This window comes from Kitasatospora sp. DSM 101779, from assembly GCF_025655475.1.
Taxonomy (GTDB): domain Bacteria; phylum Actinomycetota; class Actinomycetes; order Streptomycetales; family Streptomycetaceae; genus Kitasatospora.
Window position 1 is genome coordinate 3069457 of record NZ_JAHTIK010000001.1, and the last position, 18242, is coordinate 3087698.

Here is an 18242-nt window from a genome sequence, read left to right on the forward strand (position 1 = left end):
CCGGCCGCGGCCGCGGCGGCCCGGACGGCGTCCGGGGAACGCCGCTGCCGGCGGGCGTCGGCGGCGGCCCGCTGCCAGGCGGGGGCTGCGGATTCGGTGCCGAGTTCCAGCAGCACGGTGACCGGTGTGCCGGGCGGGGCGGGGGCCCGTCCGGCCGCGGGGGCGGCCCAGGCTGCGGGGGCGGCGAAGGTGACGAGGGCGAGCGCGAGGGCTGCGGGCGTACGCACGGGAGCGGTCTCCCCGGCAGGGGTGGCCTGATCGTGCGCCGCCCGCACCGCGCGGACGTCGATCCCCCTCCCGGACGGCCCAAATTAGGATCATCGCGCCGGGCAGGGCGAGCCGTTTCGCTCGTCGGGGGCCACTGTGCACTCGTCCGTGTGACGAGGTGTCAGTCGTTCGGCCCAGTGGGGCGTCAGCCCAGGTGGTGGCCCGTCACCCCGCCGTTGTCACGGCGGTCCAGGGCCCGCTGCAGGGCGTCGGCGGCGGAGCGCGGCGTCGGCTCGGTGCGCCGGCGGCGGCGCGGCGTGGGGGTGGCGGTGGCGGTGGTGGCGTGGCGGTCTGCGGTGTGGGGCATACCGGCTCCTTGGTGCGTGCGCCAGCTGCAGGGCGCGAAGAACGGGGAGGGTGGGTACGCCGGGCAGGGATCGCCTGCCGATGCGCGTACGGGCAACACGGGCCGTCACCCTGGGCTTGCAGGGGTGGCTCACCGTATGGCTCTTCCACGGTACGACGACGGACCGTGGATGTCTGCACGAATAGTTGGATTTCCTAGTATCTGAGACGCGAGCGCCGGCCGACGGGGTGACCGGGGCCCGCAAAACGCCTGGGCCCGGACCGCCGTGGCGGTCCGGGCCCAGGTCAGCGGCCTGATGGCGGCTCAGCCGAGGTTCACCGCGCGGGCGAACTTGGCGCCGATCTCGGCGGCGATGGCGTTCAGCACGTCCTGCGAGATCTCGCTGTCGACGGTGATCGAGGCGAGCGCGCCGGAGCCGTCCCGGGCGACCTGCATGCCGGCGATGTTGATGCCGGCGTCGCCGAGGATGCGGCCGAGGGTGCCGACCACGCCGGGGCGGTCCTCGTAGGTGAAGAAGGCCATGTGGTCGGTGAGCGCCACGTCCACGTCGAAGCCGTCGACGCCGACGATCTTCTGGATCTGCTTCGGGCCGGAGAGCGTGCCGGAGATCGCCACCTCCTCGCCGTTGGCGAGGGTGCCGCGGACGGTGATGACGTTGCGGTGCTCGGGCGACTCGCTGGAGGTCGTCAGCCGCACCTCGACACCGCGCTCCTGGGCGAACAGCGGGGCGTTGACGTACGACACCGTCTCGGCCACCACGTCCTCGAACACGCCCTTCAGCGCGGAGAGTTCGAGCACCTTGACGTCGTGCTGGGTGATCTCGCCGCGGACCTCGACGTCGAGGCGGACGGCCACCTCGCCGGCCAGCGCGGTGAAGATCCGGCCGAGCTTCTCGGCGAGCGGCAGGCCCGGGCGGACGTCCTCGGCGATGACACCGCCCTGGACGTTGACCGCGTCCGGCACCAGCTCGCCGGCGAGCGCGAGGCGCACCGACCTGGCGACGGCGATGCCGGCCTTCTCCTGGGCCTCGTCGGTGGAGGCGCCCAGGTGCGGGGTGGCCACCACGTTGTCGAAGGCGAACAGCGGCGAGTCGGTGCACGGCTCCTTGGCGTACACGTCCAGGCCGGCGCCGGCGACCCGGCCGTCGCGCAGGGCGCTGGCCAGCGCGGCCTCGTCGACGATGCCGCCGCGGGCGGCGTTGACGATGCGCACGGTCGGCTTGACCTTGTGCAGCGCCTCGTCGCCGATCAGGCCGATGGTCTCCGGGGTCTTCGGGAGGTGGACGGTGATGAAATCCGAGACCTCCAGCAGCTCCTCCAGGGAGACCAGCTTGACGCCCATCTGGGCCGCGCGGGCGGCCTGGATGTAGGGGTCGTAGGCCACGATCTTCATACCGAAGGCGGACATCCGCTGGGCGACCAGCACGCCGATCCGGCCGAGGCCGACCACGCCGAGCACCTTCTCGGAGAGCTCGACGCCGGTGTACTTGTTGCGCTTCCACTCGCCCTGCTTGAGCGCGGCGTTGGCCGGCGCGATGTTGCGGGCGACGGAGATCAGCAGGCCGCAGGCGAGCTCGGCGGCGGTGACGATGTTGGAGGTCGGCGCGTTGACGACCATCACGCCGGCCTTGGTGGCGGCGGAGACGTCCACGTTGTCCAGGCCGACGCCGGCGCGGGCGACGACCTTGAGCTTCTTGGCGGCGGCCAGCGCCTCGGCGTCCACCTTGGTGGCGGAGCGGATCAGGATCGCGTCGACGTCGGCGATCGCCGTCAGCAGCTCGGTGCGGTCCGCGCCGTTGCACTGGCGGATCTCGAAGTCCGGGCCGAGGGCGTCGACGGTGGCGGGAGACAGCTCTTCGGCGATGAGTACTACGGATTTGCTCACGACAGTGTGTCCTTAACTGTCCGGTTCGCCCCGGCACGAAGGTGGCGTGACCAGCGGGGGAAGGTGGCATGCCGCGTAGCTAGACGCACGACGCTGTGGGCCTGACGCGCACTCGGAAGTGTATCGGCGGGCTTTGGGGCGGGCTGCTCCCGTCCGGAGAAATCACCCGGACGGGAACAGCCGACTTGTACAAGGGGGAGGACCCCCGGGAGGTGCTTACGCCTCCTCGTCGACCCAGCTCATGAGCTTGCGCAGCTTCTTGCCGGTGGTCTCCAGCAGGTGGTCGGCGTCGGCGTTCTTGTACTCGTTGTACTTCGGCAGACCGGCCTTGTACTCGGCGATCCAGGTGTTGGCGAAGGTGCCGTCCTGGATCTCCTCGAGGACCTTCTTCATCTCGGCCTTGGTGTCGGCGGTGATGATGCGGGGGCCGGTGACGTAGTCGCCCCACTCGGCGGTCTCGGAGACCGACCAGCGCATCTTCTCCAGGCCGCCCTCGTACATCAGGTCGACGATGAGCTTCAGCTCGTGCAGGCACTCGAAGTAGGCGATCTCCGGCTGGTAGCCGGCCTCGACCAGGGTCTCGAAACCGGCCTTGACCAGGGCGGCGGTGCCACCGCAGAGGACGGCCTGCTCGCCGAACAGGTCGGTCTCGGTCTCCTCGGTGAAGGTGGTCTTGATGACGCCGGCCTTGGTGCCGCCGATGCCCTTGGCGTACGACAGGGCCAGCGCGAAGGCGTTGCCGGTGGCGTCCTGCTCGACGGCCACGATGCACGGGACGCCGCGGCCCTCCTCGTACTGGCGGCGGACCAGGTGGCCCGGGCCCTTCGGGGCGACCATGCAGACGTCGACGTCCGCCGGGGGCTTGATGAAGCCGAAGCGGATGTTCAGGCCGTGGCCGAAGAACAGGGCGTCGCCCGCCTTCAGGTTCGGCGCGATGGACTCCTCGTAGACGTCGGCCTGGATCGGGTCCGGCACCAGGATCATGATGACGTCGGCCTCGGCGGCGGCCTCGGCCGGGGTCACCACGCGCAGGCCGGCCTCCTCGGCGACGGCCTTGGACTTCGAGCCCTCCTTCAGGCCGACGCGGACGTCCACGCCCGAGTCGCGGAGGGACAGCGCGTGGGCGTGGCCCTGGCTGCCGTAGCCGATGACCGCGACCTTGCGGCCCTGGATGATGGACAGGTCGGCGTCGTCTTCGTAGAACAGCTCGGCCACGGGGGCACATCTCCTTGCAGTGATGGTGATGCCGGGTGGTGCGGTCTCCACCGTAGGTGACCCGGCGGGGGTTCGGGGGCGGTGCTTCAGGGGGTGAGACGGCGCGCCCGCGCGGCGCGCCGGTGCCGCTACGCGCTGCGGTCGAGGGCGCGCAGCGAGCGGTCGGTGATCGAACGGGCGCCCCGCCCGATCGCCACCAGGCCGGACTGCACGAGCTCCTTGATGCCGTACGGCTCCAGCATGCGCAGCATGGCCTCCAGCTTGTCGGAGCTGCCGGTGGCCTCGATGGTCACGGCGTCCGGCGAGACGTCGACCGTCTTGGCGCGGAAGAGCTGGACGATCTCGACGATCTGCGAGCGGGACTCGGCGTCCGCGCGGACCTTGACCAGGACCAGCTCGCGCTGGACGGCCTGGCTCTGGTCGAGCTCGACGATCTTTATCACGTTGACCAGCTTGTTGAGCTGCTTGGTCACCTGCTCCAGCGGCAGGTCCTCGACGTTGACGACGATCGTCATCCGGGAGATGTCCGGGTGCTCGGTCGGGCCGACGGCGAGGGAGTCGATGTTGAAGCCCCGGCGGGAGAACAGCGAGGCGATCCGGGCGAGCACGCCCGGCTTGTTCTCGACCAGGACGGAGAGGGTGTGCTTGGACATGGCGGTCATGGGCTCTCTATCGGTTGGTCGGGGCCGTCAGTCGAGGTCGTCGCCGAAGTCGGGCCGGACGCCCTTGGCGAACTGGATCTCATCGTTGCTGGTGCCGGCGGCCACCATCGGCCACACCATGGCGTCCTGGTGGACGATGAAGTCGATGACGACCGGACGGTCGTTGATCTCCATCGCCTGCTTGATCACGGCGTCGAGGTCCTCCGGGCGCTCGCAGCGCAGGCCGACGCAGCCCATCGCCTCGGAGAGCAGCACGAAGTCGGGGATCCGGGTGCCCTGGGCCGGCGGCTCCTTGCCGTCGTGCTCCGGGCCGGAGTGCAGCACGGTGTTGGAGTAGCGCTGGTTGTAGAACAGCGTCTGCCACTGGCGGACCATGCCGAGCGAGCCGTTGTTGATGACCGCGACCTTGATCGGGATGTTGTTCAGGGCGCAGGTGACGAGCTCCTGATTGGTCATCTGGAAGCAGCCGTCGCCGTCGATCGCCCAGACCGCGGTGTCGGGCTTGCCGGCCTTGGCGCCCATGGCCGCCGGGACGGCGTAGCCCATGGTGCCCGCGCCGCCGGAGTTGAGCCAGGTGGCCGGCTTCTCGAACCGGATGAACTGGCTGGCCCACATCTGGTGCTGGCCGACGCCGGCCGCGTAGATGGCGTCCGGGCCGACCAACTGGCCGATCCGCTCGATGACCTGCTGGGGCGACAGCTCGCCGGCCGGGGCGGGCTCGTAGCCCAGCGGGTAGGTGCGCTTCCACTCGTCGAGCTTGGCCCACCAGTCCGCGTAGTCGCCCTTGTGGCCGGCGTCGTACTCGGCCTGGACGGCGACGATGAGGTCGGCGATGACCTCGCGGGCGTCGCCGACGATCGGGACGTCGGCGGGGCGGTTCTTGCCGATCTCGGCCGGGTCGATGTCGGCGTGGACGACCTTGGCGTAGGGGGCGAAGCTGTCCAGCTTGCCGGTGACGCGGTCGTCGAAGCGGGCGCCGAGGGTGAAGAGCAGGTCGGCCTTCTGCAGGGCGGTGACGGCCGGGACGGAGCCGTGCATGCCGGGCATGCCGAGGTGCTGCGGGTGGCTGTCCGGGAAGACGCCGATCGCCATCAGCGTGGTGACGACCGGGGCGCCGGTCAGCTCGGCGAGGATCCGCAGCTCGGCGCTGGCCTGCGCCTTGAGCACGCCACCGCCGACGTAGAGGACCGGGCGCTTGGCGTTCACCAGCATCTTCGCGGCCTCGCGGATCTGCTTGGCGTGCGGCTTGGTGACCGGGCGGTAGCCGGGCAGCGAGGTCTCGACCGGCCAGCGGAAGACCGTGGTGGCCTGCAGGGCGTCCTTGGCGACGTCGACCAGGACGGGGCCGGGGCGGCCGGTGGCGGCGATGTGGAAGGCCTCGGCGATCACGCGGGGGATCTCGGCCGGGTCGGTCACCAGGAAGTTGTGCTTGGTGATCGGCATGGTGATGCCGCAGATGTCCGCCTCCTGGAAGGCGTCCGTGCCGATCGCCTTGGAGGCGACCTGGCCGGTGATCGCGACGACCGGGACGGAGTCCATGTAGGCGTCGGCGAGCGGGGTGACCAGGTTGGTGGCGCCCGGGCCGGAGGTGGCCATGCAGACGCCGACGCGGCCGGTGGCCTGCGCGTAGCCGGTGGCGGCGTGGCCGGCGCCCTGCTCGTGGCGGACCAGGATGTGGCGGACCTTGGTGGAGTCCATCAGCGGGTCGTACGCGGGGAGGATCGCGCCGCCGGGGATGCCGAAGACCGTGTCGGCCCCTACGGCCTCGAGGGAGCGGATGAGCGACTGCGCTCCGGTCATCGTCTCGACGGTGGTCTGCTGACCCGGAGCGTGGGCTGCCGGGGTGTCCCCGCGGCGGGGGGATGCGGCGTGCTCAGTCATCTGCCTGTCTCTTCTCGGGTTCTGCCGGCCCGGGCAGTTGAGGGTCCTGCCGTGCGTCGGACCGGTAAGCCGGCTCTGCCCCAATCGTCCCGATTTGCGGCGCTTGGGGCCAGTGGTCTTGCAGGGATGGAACGGTTCGCGTGCAACAAAAAACCCCTCGTGCCCAGGGCATGCGAGGGGTGGCGCGTCGGTCTCTCTGATGTGGAGCACACGGGCCCACTCAGCCGACGCGCCCGCCAAGTACGAGAATTCGGGTGCGCATGGCACCGACCTTCCTCCCCCGCGGCAGGGGGTGTCAAGCTGGTGGGACGGAGGTCTCACCATGCGGACCCCCGGACGGACCCCCCACGGCATGGCGTTCCGGCAGGTCGGAGGGGGTGTGGTGGTGTCCGGACCGCCCCTGCGCGGCCTCCGGGCGGCCACCCGCCCGGGCGTCCGCGGCGAGGTGCGGACGGCGCCCCGACGCCGCCGCGGCCGGCCGCGGCACCGGGTACGAGCGGCGGGCCAGCGCCCGCCGCAGCCGCGGTTCGTCCAGCGGCGGCGCGAAGGCCGGGCCCTGCGCCTGCCGGCAGCCCAGCTCCTGCAGCACGGCGGCCTGCCGCGGGTGGTCCACGCCCTCGGCGGAGGTCACCAGGCCGAGGTCCCGGCCGAGCCGCAGCGCGTGCCCGACCAGGGCCCGGGCGAGTGCCGAGTCGGCGACCTCCTGGACGAGGCTGCGGTCGAGCCCGAGGGTGTCCAGCGGCAACCGTGCGAGCGCCCCGAGCGAGCCGCCGCCCGCGCCGAAGCCGCCGACCGCGGTGGACACCCCGAGGCGGCGCAGTGCGGCGAGTCTGCGGGCCACCTCGTCGGCGGTGCGGTCCGGACCCGTCCTCGCCAGTTCGACCACGAGGAGGTCGGCGGGCAGGCCGCTCTCGCGCAGCGCGCCGGCGACCGCCTCGTACAGGCCGGGGGTGCAGATCCGTTCGGCGGTGAGCCGGACCCGGACGGGCACCGAGCCGGCCCGGTCGCGGCGGCGGGCGGCGGCCGCGGCGACGGCCTCCTGGAGCAGCCAGCGGGCGAACCGGGCGGCCGCGTCGCCGTGCTCGGCGGTGCGCAGGAACTCGGTCGGGGTGAGCAGCAGGCCCTGGGCGGAGCGCCAGCGGGGCTGGGCGTCGACGCCGACGACCACGCCGGTGGCGAGGTCCACCACCGGCTGGTGGAGCAGGGTGAAGCCGCCCTCGCGGACGGCGGTGCGCAACCGGGCCTCCAGCTCGCTGCGGCGCTCGACCTCGGCCCGCATGCCGGGCCGGTAGAGCACCACCCGGCCCTTGCCCTGGGACTTGGCGCGGTACATCGCGAGGTCGGCGTTGCGCATGAGCTCGTCGGTGGCGGCCTTGGGGTCGGCGTCGGGGCCGCGGCCGGGCGAGGCGAAGGCGATGCCGATGCTGGCGGCGACGCCGAGCTCGGTGCCGCCGATCCAGTACGGCTCGGAGAGCGCGGCGCGGACCCGTTCGGCGAGGTCGCGGACGCGCTCCGGGCCGAGCCGGCCGCAGACCAGCACCGCGAACTCGTCGCCGCCGAAGCGGGCGACGGTGTCGCCGGAGCGCACGGCGCGGCGCAGCCGGCCGGCCGCCTGGACGAGCAGTTCGTCGCCGGCCTGGTGGCCGACGGTGTCGTTGACGGCCTTGAAGCCGTCCAGGTCGAGGAAGAGGACGGCGACGCCGTCCCGGTCGCCGGCCCGGGAGCCGCCGCGGCCGCCCTCGGGAGCGGCCGCACCCAGGGCCGCACCGAGCCGCTGGACGAACAGGGCCCGGTTGGGCAGGTCGGTGAGCGGGTCGTGGAAGGCGTTGTGCTGCAGCTGGGCCTGGAGGGCGACCCGCTCGGTGACGTCGCGGCTGTTGAGGATCAACCCGTCGCGGTGCCGGTTGAGGGTGGACTCCACGTGCAGCCACTCGCCGGTGCCGGAGCGGATGCGGCACTCGACCCGGGCGGAGGGCTCGGTGCTCTCGGCGAGGCCGGGCAGCTGGCCGCGGGCCAGGAAGCGGCGGACCTCGCGGAGCACCTGCTCGACGTCCTCGGGATGCACCAGGTCGAGCATGTTGCCGCCGACCAGGTCCTCCGGGTCGCGGGAGTAGACGCCGAGGGCGGCGGGGCTGACGTAGGAGAGCACCCCGTCGGCGGCGGCGATCATGATGACGTCGCTGGAGCCCTGGACCAGGGAGCGGAAGTGAGCCTCCTTGTGGGCGAGCTCCTGGGCGAGGGAGAGGTTGTCGAGCAGCATCACGCCCTGCCGGACGATCAGGGCGAGGCCGACGGTGCACGCGGCGGCCAGCACCACCCGGTCGACGGGGTGGCCGTCGCCGAGGGCGTTGTACAGGATGCCGGCGGTGCAGACGGCGGCCGCGGCGTACGGGGTGAGCGCGCTGAAGGTGGAGGCGACCCGGCGGCGGGGCAGGCCGCCGGCCGAGGGGTGCTCCCGGGAGGAGCGGCGGGCGTCCGGGGACCAGGGGGCCCAGGCGAGCAGCAGGCTGCCGGCGAACCAGCCGGCGTCGAGCAGCTCGCCGGAGTGGTAGCTGTTGCGCAGCTCGGGCGCGGTGAACAGGGCGTCGCAGACCACGGTGACGGCGAGCGCGAGCATCGCGGTGTGGACGGCGGCCCGGTTGCCGTCCCGGCGCCGGAAGCGCAGCCCGACGACCAGGCTGACCAGCAGGATGTCCATCACCGGGTAGGCGAGGGCGAGCGCGACCTCCATCGGGTCGCCGGACTGGCCCTGGGCGGTCCGGCCGAGGGCGAGGCTCCAGCTGAGGGTGAACAGCGAGCCCGCGACCAGCCAGCCGTCCAGCAGCAGGCAGAACCAGCCGGCCGGGGTGCGCGGGCGCTGGGCGAGCACCAGCAGGCCGGTGATGGCGAGCGGGGCGAACAGCAGGAAGGCGTAGTCGGCGGGCGAGTCCTGCGGCAGCGGGGTGCCGAGGACGACCTCGTACCACCCCCAGGCGCCGTTGCCGAAGGCCACCACGGCGGAGGCGAGGCCGAAGAGCAGCCAGGCGGACCGGGCCGGGCGGCCGGCCCGGCAGCCGTGCACCAGACAGGAGAGGGCGGCCGCGGCGGCGGCCGCGGCGAGGCCGAAGTCACCCATGATCAGGGAGACTTCGCGGGAGCCCCAGCCGAGGGCGGCACCGGTGGTGTAGCCGGCGCCGAGCAGGAGGAGCAGGGCGGCCGGGACGCCGATGCGGCGGGCGGGCCGCCCGGACCCGCCGGGTCTCGCGGAGCGGCGGCTGCGCCTGCGGCCGACGGTGCGGCAGAGGCCGGTGCGGGGGCGCGGCGCCGCGGTCGCGGCCGGTTCGGCAGTGGCCGGCGCGGGGGCCGGGACCTCGGCGGGCAGCACCGCATCGGTGGAGTTCACTCGACATCTCCCCCTCCGGCCCGGGGCTCGTCCGTGCCCGGACCACGGCTGTGCGGCGGCGCGACCGCACGATCTGACGCCATGTCAACATCATGTCGCGGGGGGCCCGTTCCGCCACGCCGTACCGGTGTTCCCACTCGGGACACTACACCACTGCCGTCACTCAACGGCACGTGCATTCAACTTAGAGTAATGACCGGACGGGCGGCGACGGCGCTGGTCCAGTCCTTCCGGAGGGTGTCGGCGGCGCACGGTTGAGGGGCGCGCGCTTGTACGCGCCCCTCGCGCCCCCCCGTTCGGCCGATCGGCCGCCGCCTGCCGTCGGACTGCTCGGCAGTCTGCCGGCGGCCCGTCGTCAGGTCGCCGTCGGGTCGCGGTTAGACGGCGTTCTCCGTCTCGAAGAGCCGCAGCCGGTGGGCGACCGCCGCCGCCTCCCCGCGGCCGCTCACGCCGAGCTTGGCGAGGATGTTGGAGACGTGCACGCTGGCGGTCTTCGGCGAGATGTACAGCTCCTCGGCGATCTGCCGGTTGGTGCGGCCGAGGGTGAGCAGCCGCAGCACGTCACGCTCGCGCCGGGTGAGGCCGAGCGCGGGCCCGTCGCCGGCGCTCTCCGTGCCGTCCGACCCGCCGGCCTGGGCCCCGGCCCGCTCGCCGGTGAGGCGGGCACGCTCCGCCAGGTGGGCGACCTCGGACTCCAGGTAGCGGTCACCGCTCGCCCGGGCGGTGTCCGTGGCCTCCTCGAGCAGGCTGCGGGCCTCGTCCCGGTGACCCGCCGCGGCGGCGCTCTCGGCGGCCCTCAGCAGCGCGAGCGCCAGCGGGCCGGGCAGGCCGACCGGGCGCAGCAGCCCGATCGCCGCGGCCCAGTGGCTGCGGGCGTCGCGGCCCTCGGCGCGGGCGAGTTCACCGTCCAGCAGCCGGGCCCAGGCCCGGTGCAGCGGGACCTGCGGTTCGAGCCGGGCGGCGGCCTCGGCGATCCGCCGCAGCACCACCGGCCGGCCGAGGTCGGCGGCGGGCAGGCCGTGCGAGTCGGCCTCCGCACCGGCGCCGTGCACCAGCAGCGGCAGCATCAGCGCCTCGTGGCCGGCGGTGAGTTCGACGTCGAGCACGGCGAGCAGTTCGGACCGGGCGGCGAGCGGCCTGCCCTGCCGGGCGTGGATCCGCACCGCCAGCATCGCGGACGGCAGGACGTTCTGCGGCTGGCGGGCGAGGTCCGCCGCCCGGGCGCGCCGGTTCAGCTCGGCCGCGGAGTCCAGGTCGCCGGCCAGGAAGCGCAGCTCGCCGCGGAGCCGGTCGAGGAACTCGTGGTACGGGTCCAGCGGCGGCCCGTACTCCCAGGCGTCCAGGGTCGCGGCGGCCTCGGCGCAGCGGCCGAGGGCGGTGAGCGCCTCCACCAGGTTGCCGGTCAGGCAGCCGCCGGCGGTGCCGAGCAGCCCGGTGCGTCCGGCGACCTGGATGCCCTCGCGGGAGTGGTCCACGGCCTCCGCGGACCGGCCGAGGCTCTGCATCAGGCAGGACAGGTTGTTGAGGCCGCGGCAGAGCACGTCGGCGGCGCCCAGTTCGCGGGCGCGGCCGATGGCGTCGCCGAGCAGGGCGATGGCGCGTTCCGGTTCGCCGAACTCGCTGTAGAGGCCGGCCAGGGTGATCCGGGCGTGCTGCTCGACCGCGCCGGCGCCGACCTCCCGGGCGATCCCGGCGGCCTGTTCGGCGACGGCCATGTGCGAGCGGCTGGGGTGGCCGAGCATGCCCTGGGCGGCCTCCATCGCGAGCACCTCGGCCTGGACGGCGGACGGGCCGAGTCCGGACACCAGCCGGTAGGCGTACTGGATCTCGCCGCCGTCGGGCCGCTCCAGGTGGCCGCAGGTCTTGGCGAGCTGCACCCGGAACCAGGCCGCGCGGGCCGGCTCGGTGTCCTCGTCGAGCAGGTCCAGGGCGCGTCGGACGAGGGCGATCGCACGGTCCCAGTCGCCGCTGCGGCGGGCCGCGACGACGGCCTCGGCCAGCACGTCGACGAGCTGCAGTCCGGCGCAGGCCGGTTCGTGCGCCTCACCGGTGCAGCCGCAGGAGGGGTAGGTCTCGGCGCGGTCGTACGGGCGCACGGGGGTGCTGCGGACGTCGTCCGGCACCTCGTCCCACAGCTCCAGGACGCGCTCCAGCATGCGCAGCTGCTCGGCGAAGGCGTTGCGGCGGCGGGCCTGCAGGGCGGCTTCCAGGGCGGTGGGCAGCGCCCGGTCGGACTCGTGCGCGTGGTACCAGTAGTTGGCCAGGCGGGGCGCGCAGGCCTCGCCGCGGACGAGTCCCGGGTCGGCGTCCAGGACGGCGGCGAAGCGGCGGTTGATGCGGTGCCGCTCGCCGGGCAGCAGGTCGTCGGAGACGGCCTCGCGGACGAGGGCGTGCCGGAAGCAGTAGCCGTCGCCGTCGGTGTCGGGTTGCAGCACGCCGGCGCCGACGGCGGTGCGCAGCGCCTCGATCAGCACCTCCTCGGGGTCGTCGAGGACGGCGGCGAGCAGGTCGTGCTCCACCCGGGTGCCGCCCTCGGCGGCGATCCGCAGGATCTGCTGGGTGTGGTCGGGCAGGGTCTCCACCCGGACGAGCAGGATGTCGCGGAGGCTGTCGGGGATGCCGGCGGTGCAGCCCTCGCGGGCGGCGGAGGCCAGCTGTTCGACGAAGAACGGGTTGCCCTCGGCGCGGCGGTGGATGCGGTCCACCAGCACGCGGTCGGGTGAGGCGACGCCGAGGATGCCGGCGAGCTGGGCGGCGGTCTCGGCGGGCCCGAAGCGCTCCAGTTCCAGCCGCTGGACGGTGCGCAGCCGCTCCAGTTCGGCCAGGTAGGGGCGGAGCGGGTGGCGGCGGTGCAGATCGTCGCTCCGGTAGGTGGCGAGGACCAGTACCCGGGCCCGGTGCAGGGTGCGGATCAGGTAGGCGAGCAGGTCGCGGGTGGAGCGGTCGGACCAGTGCAGATCCTCGACGACCAGCACCAGCGTGCGGTCCTCGGCCAGCCGCTCGATCAGGCGGGCGGTGTGGTCGAAGAGCCGGGCGCGGCCGAACTCGTCGTTGGAGCCGGCGTCGGCCTCGCCGAACTCCGGCATCAGCCGGGCGAGGTGCCCCTCCATGCCGGCGGCGGCCTGTTCGAAGGCCGGGCCGAGTTCGCTGTGCAGCCGGCGCAGCGCGGTGGCCAGCGGGCCATAGGGCAGGCCCTCGGCGCCGACCTCCAGGCAGCCGCCGACGGCGGCGACGGCGGCGGGTGCGCCGACGCCGTACAGGAACTCCTCCACCAGGCGGGTCTTGCCTATGCCGGCCTCGCCGCCGACGAGGACGGCCTGGGGCTCGCCCGCTGCGGCCCGGGCCAGTGCGGTGGCGAGGAGCTCGGTCTCACGGCCGCGGCCGACGAAGACAGGGCTGACCGAAATCTGCTCCATGCTGGCGAGCATGGCACAGGATTCGGACACGAACTGAGACGCGGTCCCAGGGAGTGGACGGCCGACGGGGAGGGCGCCGTGGGCGTCCTCCCCCGCGCGGTCCCCCTGACCGCCCGACATCAGCATCCGGCCGGTCCGGCGGTGCGCAGCGGCGCTGCCGCCGGGGCGGCGTGCCGCAGGCTCCGGGCGAACCGGCGCACTCTGCCGGCTCGCGGTGCGCCGGCCCGTGCGGCCTCTCGGGCCAGCCGTTCCGTTCCGGCCCGGTGCTCGAGTTCCCGCTGGCGCTGCAGGAAGAGCTCGTACTCCATCACGGCGGTTCACCTCGTTCTGTACCGGTTCTGTCGTCCTGGTACCGAGATTCCTCTCCGCGGGGGGTCGGGCACATCGGGAGGCTGCCCGATCTTCCGGGGTGCCCGGGCTCAGAAGCCGGGCCCCGGGAACGGAGAAGGCCCGTGCCGGCCCCTTAGTCGGGGCTGGCACGGGCCGTCGGCCGGCCTGAGGTACCTCAGGGCCACCTCAGAGCGGGCCGGGCGGGTCCTCAGGCGCCGAGGCGCTCCAGGATCAGGTCCTTCACGCGGGCGGCGTCGGCCTGGCCCCGGGTGGCCTTCATGACGGCGCCGACCAGGGCGCCGACGGCCTGCACCTTGCCGTCGCGGATCTTCGCGGCGACGTCCGGGTTGTCGGCGATCGCCTGGTCGACGGCGGCGCCGAGCGCGGAGTCGTCCGAGACCACGGCGAGGCCGCGCTTCTCGACGACCTCGTCCGGCTCGCCCTCGCCGGCCAGCACGCCCTCGATGACCTGGCGGGCCAGCTTGTCGTTGAGCTTGCCCTCGGCGACCAGCGCGCAGACCCGGGCCACCTGGGCCGGGGTGATCGGCTGGTCGGCGAGCTCGGTGCCGGTCTCGTTGGCGCGCCGGGCGAGCTCGCCCAGCCACCACTTGCGGGCCTGGTCGGCGGGGGCGCCGGCGGCCACGGTCTCCAGGATCGGCTCGACGGCGCCGGCGTTCAGCACCGCCTGCATGTCCTTGTCGGACAGGCCCCACTCGGCCTGCAGCCGGGCCCGGCGGACCCGCGGCAGCTCGGGCAGCGCGGCCCGCAGCTCCTCGACCCACTCGCGGGAGGGCGCGATCGGCACCAGGTCGGGCTCGGGGAAGTAGCGGTAGTCCTCCGCCTCCTCCTTGATCCGGCCCGAGGTGGTGGTGCCGTTGTCCTCGTGGAAGTGGCGGGTCTCCTGGACGATGGTGCCGCCGTCGGCCAGGACGGTGGCGTGCCGCTGGATCTCGAACCGGGCGGCCCGCTCGACGCTGCGCAGCGAGTTGACGTTCTTGGTCTCGCTGCGGGTGCCGAACTTCTCGCGGCCGATCGGGCGCAGCGACAGGTTCACGTCGCAGCGCATCTGGCCCTTGTCCATCCGGGCCTCGGAGACGCCGAGGGTGCGGATGAGCTCGCGCAGCTCGGTGACGTACGCCTTGGCGACCTCGGGCGCGCGGGCGCCGGCGCCGACGATCGGCTTGGTGACGATCTCGATCAGCGGGATGCCGGCCCGGTTGTAGTCGAGCAGCGAGTACTCGGCGCCGTGGATGCGGCCGGTGGCACCGCCGACGTGGGTCGACTTGCCGGTGTCCTCCTCCATGTGGGCGCGCTCGATCTCCACGCGGAAGACCTCGCCGTCCTCCAGCTGCACGTCGAGGTAGCCGTTGAAGGCGATCGGCTCGTCGTACTGGGAGGTCTGGAAGTTCTTCGGCATGTCCGGGTAGAAGTAGTTCTTCCGGGCGAACCGGCACCACTCGGCGATCTCGCAGTTGAGGGCGAGGCCGATGCGGATCGCCGACTCCACGCCGATCCGGTTGACGACCGGCAGCGAGCCGGGCAGGCCGAGGCAGGTGGGGCAGGTCTGGGTGTTCGGCTCGGCGCCGAGCTCGGTCGAGCACCCGCAGAACATCTTGGTCCTGGTACCCAGCTCGACGTGGACCTCAAGGCCCATCACCGGGTCGTACGAGGCCAGCGCGTCCTCGTACGAGACCAGACTGATGACGCTCACAGCGTTTCCTTCACTTCTTCTTCGAGGTCCGTCAGCCGAGCAGCACGTCGTCGTCGCCGAGCTGGCGGAGCTCGCGGACGAGGAGCGCGGTGCCGGTGATCAGGGCGGCGGCGCCGATCAGGGCGTTGATCAGCTTGAGCGTGTCGTTCTCGGTCCGGGCCTTCTTGACGTCCTTGGCGATGGTGACCGCCCCGAACGCGCTGGTGCCGATGGACAGCCACAGGCCGGGCTTGCTGTGCTTGAAGCCCTTGGCCTTCTCGATCCTGCTCACAGTGCCGGTGCCTCCTCCAGCAGGGGGTGTCCCCACTTCTCGTTGAGAGCGGCCTCGACGGCGCCGCCCACGCGGTACAGGCGGTCGTCCGCCATCGCGGGGGCGATGATCTGCAGGCCGACCGGGAGATTGTCCTCCGGGGCCAGGCCGCAGGGCAGCGACATGGCCGCGTTGCCCGCCAGGTTCGACGGGATGGTGCACAGGTCCGCCAGGTACATCGCCATCGGGTCGTCGGCGCGCTCGCCGATCGGGAAGGCGGTGGTCGGGGTGGTCGGGGAGACCAGCACGTCGACCCCGGCGAAGGCGGCGTCGAAGTCCCGCGAGATCAGCGTGCGGACCTTCTGCGCCGAGCCGTAGTAGGCGTCGTAGTAGCCCGAGGAGAGGGCGTAGGTGCCGAGCATGATGCGGCGCTTGACCTCGGGGCCGAAGCCGGCCTCGCGGGTGAGGGCGGTGACCTCCTCGGCGCTGCGGCTGCCGTCGTCGCCGACCCGCAGGCCGTAGCGCATGGCGTCGAAGCGGGCCAGGTTGGAGGAGGCCTCGCTCGGCGCGATCAGGTAGTACGCGGGCAGCGCCAGGGTGAACGACGGGCAGGACACCTCGACGACCTCGGCACCGAGCTCGCGGAGCAGCTCGACCGACTCGTTGAAGCGCTGCATGACGCCGGCCTGGTAGCCCTCGCCAGCGAACTCCTTGACGACGCCGATCCGCATGCCGCGGATGTCGCGCATCCTCGCCGCCTCGACCACGGCCGGGACGGGCGCGTCGATGGAGGTGGAGTCCAGCGGGTCGTGGCCGGCGATGGCCTCGTGCAGCAGCGCCGCGTCCAGCACGGTGCGGGCGCAGGGGCCGCCCTGGTCGAGCGAGGAGGAGAAGGCGACCAGGCCGAAGCGGGACACCGAGCCGTAGGTCGGCTTCACGCCGACGGTGCCGGTGACGGCGCCCGGCTGGCGGATCGAGCCGCCGGTGTCGGTGCCGATGGCCAGCGGGGCCTCGTAGGCGGCCAGCGCGGCCGCGGAGCCGCCGCCGGAGCCGCCGGGGATCCGGGCGAGGTCCCACGGGTTGCCGGTCGGGCCGTAGGCCGAGTTCTCGGTGGAGGAGCCCATCGCGAACTCGTCCATGTTGGTCTTGCCGAGGATGACCACGCCCGCGTCCTTCAGACGGGCCGTCAGCGTGGCGTCGTACGGCGGGATCCAGCCTTCGAGGATCTTCGAGCCGCAGGTGGTCGGGACGCCCTCGGTGGTGAAGACGTCCTTGAGCGCGAGCGGGACGCCGGCCAGCGGGCCGAGCTCCTCGCCGCGGGCACGCCTGTCGTCCACCGCGCGGGCGGCCTTCAGCGCGCCCTCGGTGTCGACGTGCAGGAAGGCGTTGACCTTCTTGTCGACGGCCTCGATCCGGTCCAGGTGCGCCTGGGCGACCTCGACGGCCGAGACCTCTCCGGCGGCGACGGCGGCGGCGGTCTGCGCGGCCGTGTACTTGATCAGCTCGGTCATCGGTCAGTCCTCCCCGAGGATCTGGGGCACACGGAAACGCTGCTCCTCGCTGGCCGGGGCGCCGGACAGCGCCTGCTCCGGGGTGAGCGACGGCCGCACCTCGTCCGCGCGCATGACGTTCGTCAGCGGCAGCGGGTGGGAGGTCGGCGGGACGTCCTGTCCGGCGACCTCGGAAACGCGGGCGACCGCGCCGATGATCACGTCGAGCTGCTCGGCGAAGTGGTCCAGCTCTTCGGCCTGCAATTCGAGACGCGACAGCCGAGCGAGGTGGGCGACCTCCTCGCGCGTGATGCCAGGCATGCAGCGATCCTCAGGTTCGGGTTCGGGTGAGACCGGGGGCTTGCCCGTCCTCTTGGTCTAGGGACACATCCTATGGCGCGCGCCACCGCGCCCGGCGCCGCACGGGCCCTGGCGCACCGCGGGGAGCGGCCGACCGCCGTCGGGAACGGCGGCCGCGCGAGCCGCGACCGACGGTCAGAGCGACAGGGTGGAGGGGTCGGTGGGCTCGTCGCCGCCGCCGTTCAGCCGGTCGAGGTCGATGGTGTCGGACGGGGCGGGCGTCTGGGTCGGCACCGGCGTGCCGAACTCCTTGAGCTCGACCCGGCCGGTCTCCTCGCCGCCGGTGCGCTCCATCCGCAGCGGGTACGGGCGGCCGCGGGTGGCCACCGTGAGGGTGCTGGTCGCGCCGTCGGCGGTGCCGGTGACGGGGACTGCGGGGGTGCCGTCGACGGTGACGGGCCTGCCGACGGCGAGACCGCCCGGGGTCTGCTCGACCAGGGCGCTGCCGAGCGCGTCGAGGTCGCAGACGGTGCCGATCTCGGAGAAGTCGGTGTTGTCGGTGGTGGTCTTCAGGTACTTGTCACCGACCAGGTCCTCGGTGGCGGCGCCGCCGTGGGTGCGCCAGAACACCTCGTCCGGCTTGACCCACAGCTGGGTGCCGAGCTTGACCAGGCGGAAGGTGCCCTGCCCGCTGAGGCCCATGGTGCCGGCACAGTTGCCGGCGGTGTCGGCGGACAGGTCGAAGGTCACGGTCTGCCCCTGGCTGCTGCCGCGGCCGGTGATCCGGACCGAGCCGGCCTCCTTGAGCGCGGCCACCGAGCGCTGCACGATCTCCGGTCCGGGCAGCGCCGCGACGCCGTTCTCCGGCTGGGCCGAGGCGGGTGCGGAGGACCGGGCCGCCGTGCCGCCGGCGGAGCTGCCCGGGGCGGTGCCCGGTGCCCCGCCCGCGGTGCCGCCGGCACAGGCCGTGGCGCAGGCCAGCAGGACGAGGCCGGCCAGGACGGCGGGCATCCGCGCCGTCCGCTGCTCGCTCACGGCTGTCTCCTTCGACGGTCCGGTGTGTGCTCAGAGGGTCACACTCAACCGGAACCACCGCATCCGCAACAAGGGCGGCGTGCGAAGGAGACCGCAACCGCGGCACCCCGCG

13 protein-coding genes and 1 pseudogene are annotated in these 18242 nt (G+C 73.3%); all 14 read right to left on the bottom strand.

The features are described from left to right. Positions 1 to 227 (bottom strand): annotated as a pseudogene (locus tag KSNIM_RS14030) (export associated protein); the annotation flags it as partial. A gap of 185 nt (positions 228 to 412) precedes the next feature. Beyond that, complete coding sequence (locus tag KSNIM_RS14035; RefSeq protein ID WP_263103551.1) at positions 413 to 574, bottom strand: hypothetical protein; 162 nt, start codon at positions 572 to 574, stop codon at positions 413 to 415. Between the two features lie 303 nt (positions 575 to 877). Beyond that, the gene (serA, locus tag KSNIM_RS14040) at positions 878 to 2458 is read right to left on the bottom strand and encodes a phosphoglycerate dehydrogenase (RefSeq protein WP_263103552.1); all 1581 of its coding nucleotides are present in this window, start codon (positions 2456 to 2458) and stop codon (positions 878 to 880) included. Between the two features lie 216 nt (positions 2459 to 2674). After that, on the bottom strand, positions 2675 to 3673 hold the full coding sequence (gene ilvC, locus KSNIM_RS14045) for a ketol-acid reductoisomerase (protein WP_263103553.1): 999 nt from the start codon (positions 3671 to 3673) through the stop codon (positions 2675 to 2677). Between the two features lie 128 nt (positions 3674 to 3801). Continuing rightward, positions 3802 to 4326, bottom strand: coding sequence for an acetolactate synthase small subunit (ilvN, locus tag KSNIM_RS14050; RefSeq protein WP_263107951.1), 525 nt, complete (start codon positions 4324 to 4326; stop codon positions 3802 to 3804). 36 nt (positions 4327 to 4362) lie between these two features. Then, positions 4363 to 6216, bottom strand: coding sequence for an acetolactate synthase large subunit (locus KSNIM_RS14055; protein WP_263103554.1), 1854 nt, complete (start codon positions 6214 to 6216; stop codon positions 4363 to 4365). Between the two features lie 295 nt (positions 6217 to 6511). Then, positions 6512 to 9424 carry a putative bifunctional diguanylate cyclase/phosphodiesterase gene (locus tag KSNIM_RS14060; protein ID WP_263107952.1) on the bottom strand — a complete coding sequence of 971 codons (2913 nt, stop codon included), beginning with the start codon at positions 9422 to 9424 and terminating at the stop codon, positions 6512 to 6514. 551 nt (positions 9425 to 9975) lie between these two features. Beyond that, positions 9976 to 13014: a helix-turn-helix transcriptional regulator gene (locus tag KSNIM_RS14065; RefSeq protein WP_263103555.1), complete on the bottom strand. Its 3039-nt coding sequence runs from the start codon at positions 13012 to 13014 to the stop codon at positions 9976 to 9978. Between the two features lie 119 nt (positions 13015 to 13133). Further along, positions 13134 to 13325 (bottom strand): hypothetical protein, encoded by a 192-nt coding sequence (locus KSNIM_RS14070; protein WP_263103556.1) that lies wholly within the window; start codon positions 13323 to 13325, stop codon positions 13134 to 13136. A gap of 227 nt (positions 13326 to 13552) precedes the next feature. Beyond that, positions 13553 to 15055 carry an Asp-tRNA(Asn)/Glu-tRNA(Gln) amidotransferase subunit GatB gene (gene gatB, locus KSNIM_RS14075; RefSeq protein ID WP_263103557.1) on the bottom strand — a complete coding sequence of 501 codons (1503 nt, stop codon included), beginning with the start codon at positions 15053 to 15055 and terminating at the stop codon, positions 13553 to 13555. A 31-nt stretch (positions 15056 to 15086) separates the two neighbouring features. Beyond that, complete coding sequence (locus KSNIM_RS14080) at positions 15087 to 15326, bottom strand: hypothetical protein (protein WP_263103558.1); 240 nt, start codon at positions 15324 to 15326, stop codon at positions 15087 to 15089. Then, positions 15323 to 16816: an Asp-tRNA(Asn)/Glu-tRNA(Gln) amidotransferase subunit GatA gene (gene gatA / locus KSNIM_RS14085; RefSeq protein WP_263103559.1), complete on the bottom strand. Its 1494-nt coding sequence runs from the start codon at positions 16814 to 16816 to the stop codon at positions 15323 to 15325. Before gatA ends, KSNIM_RS14080 begins: the two co-directional genes overlap by 4 nt. Positions 16817 to 16819: 3 nt before the next feature. Beyond that, a complete protein-coding gene (gatC, locus tag KSNIM_RS14090; protein WP_033820075.1) occupies positions 16820 to 17116 on the bottom strand; it encodes an Asp-tRNA(Asn)/Glu-tRNA(Gln) amidotransferase subunit GatC in 297 nt (98 codons plus the stop codon). 174 nt (positions 17117 to 17290) lie between these two features. After that, positions 17291 to 18130 carry a hypothetical protein gene (locus KSNIM_RS14095; protein ID WP_263103560.1) on the bottom strand — a complete coding sequence of 280 codons (840 nt, stop codon included), beginning with the start codon at positions 18128 to 18130 and terminating at the stop codon, positions 17291 to 17293. Positions 18131 to 18242: the final 112 nt, after the last annotated feature.

Bases quoted from the DNA above. Each gene is read 5' to 3' on its own strand.
- KSNIM_RS14055 (WP_263103554.1), bottom strand. From the start codon at position 6,216: ATGACTGAGCACGCCGCATCCCCCCGCCGCGGGGACACCCCGGCAGCC.
- KSNIM_RS14065 (WP_263103555.1), bottom strand. From the start codon at position 13,014: ATGGAGCAGATTTCGGTCAGCCCTGTCTTCGTCGGCCGCGGCCGTGAG.
- KSNIM_RS14035 (WP_263103551.1), bottom strand. From the start codon at position 574: ATGCCCCACACCGCAGACCGCCACGCCACCACCGCCACCGCCACCCCC.
- gatC (WP_033820075.1), bottom strand. From the start codon at position 17,116: ATGCCTGGCATCACGCGCGAGGAGGTCGCCCACCTCGCTCGGCTGTCG.
- ilvN (WP_263107951.1), bottom strand. From the start codon at position 4,326: ATGTCCAAGCACACCCTCTCCGTCCTGGTCGAGAACAAGCCGGGCGTG.
- gatA (WP_263103559.1), bottom strand. From the start codon at position 16,816: ATGACCGAGCTGATCAAGTACACGGCCGCGCAGACCGCCGCCGCCGTC.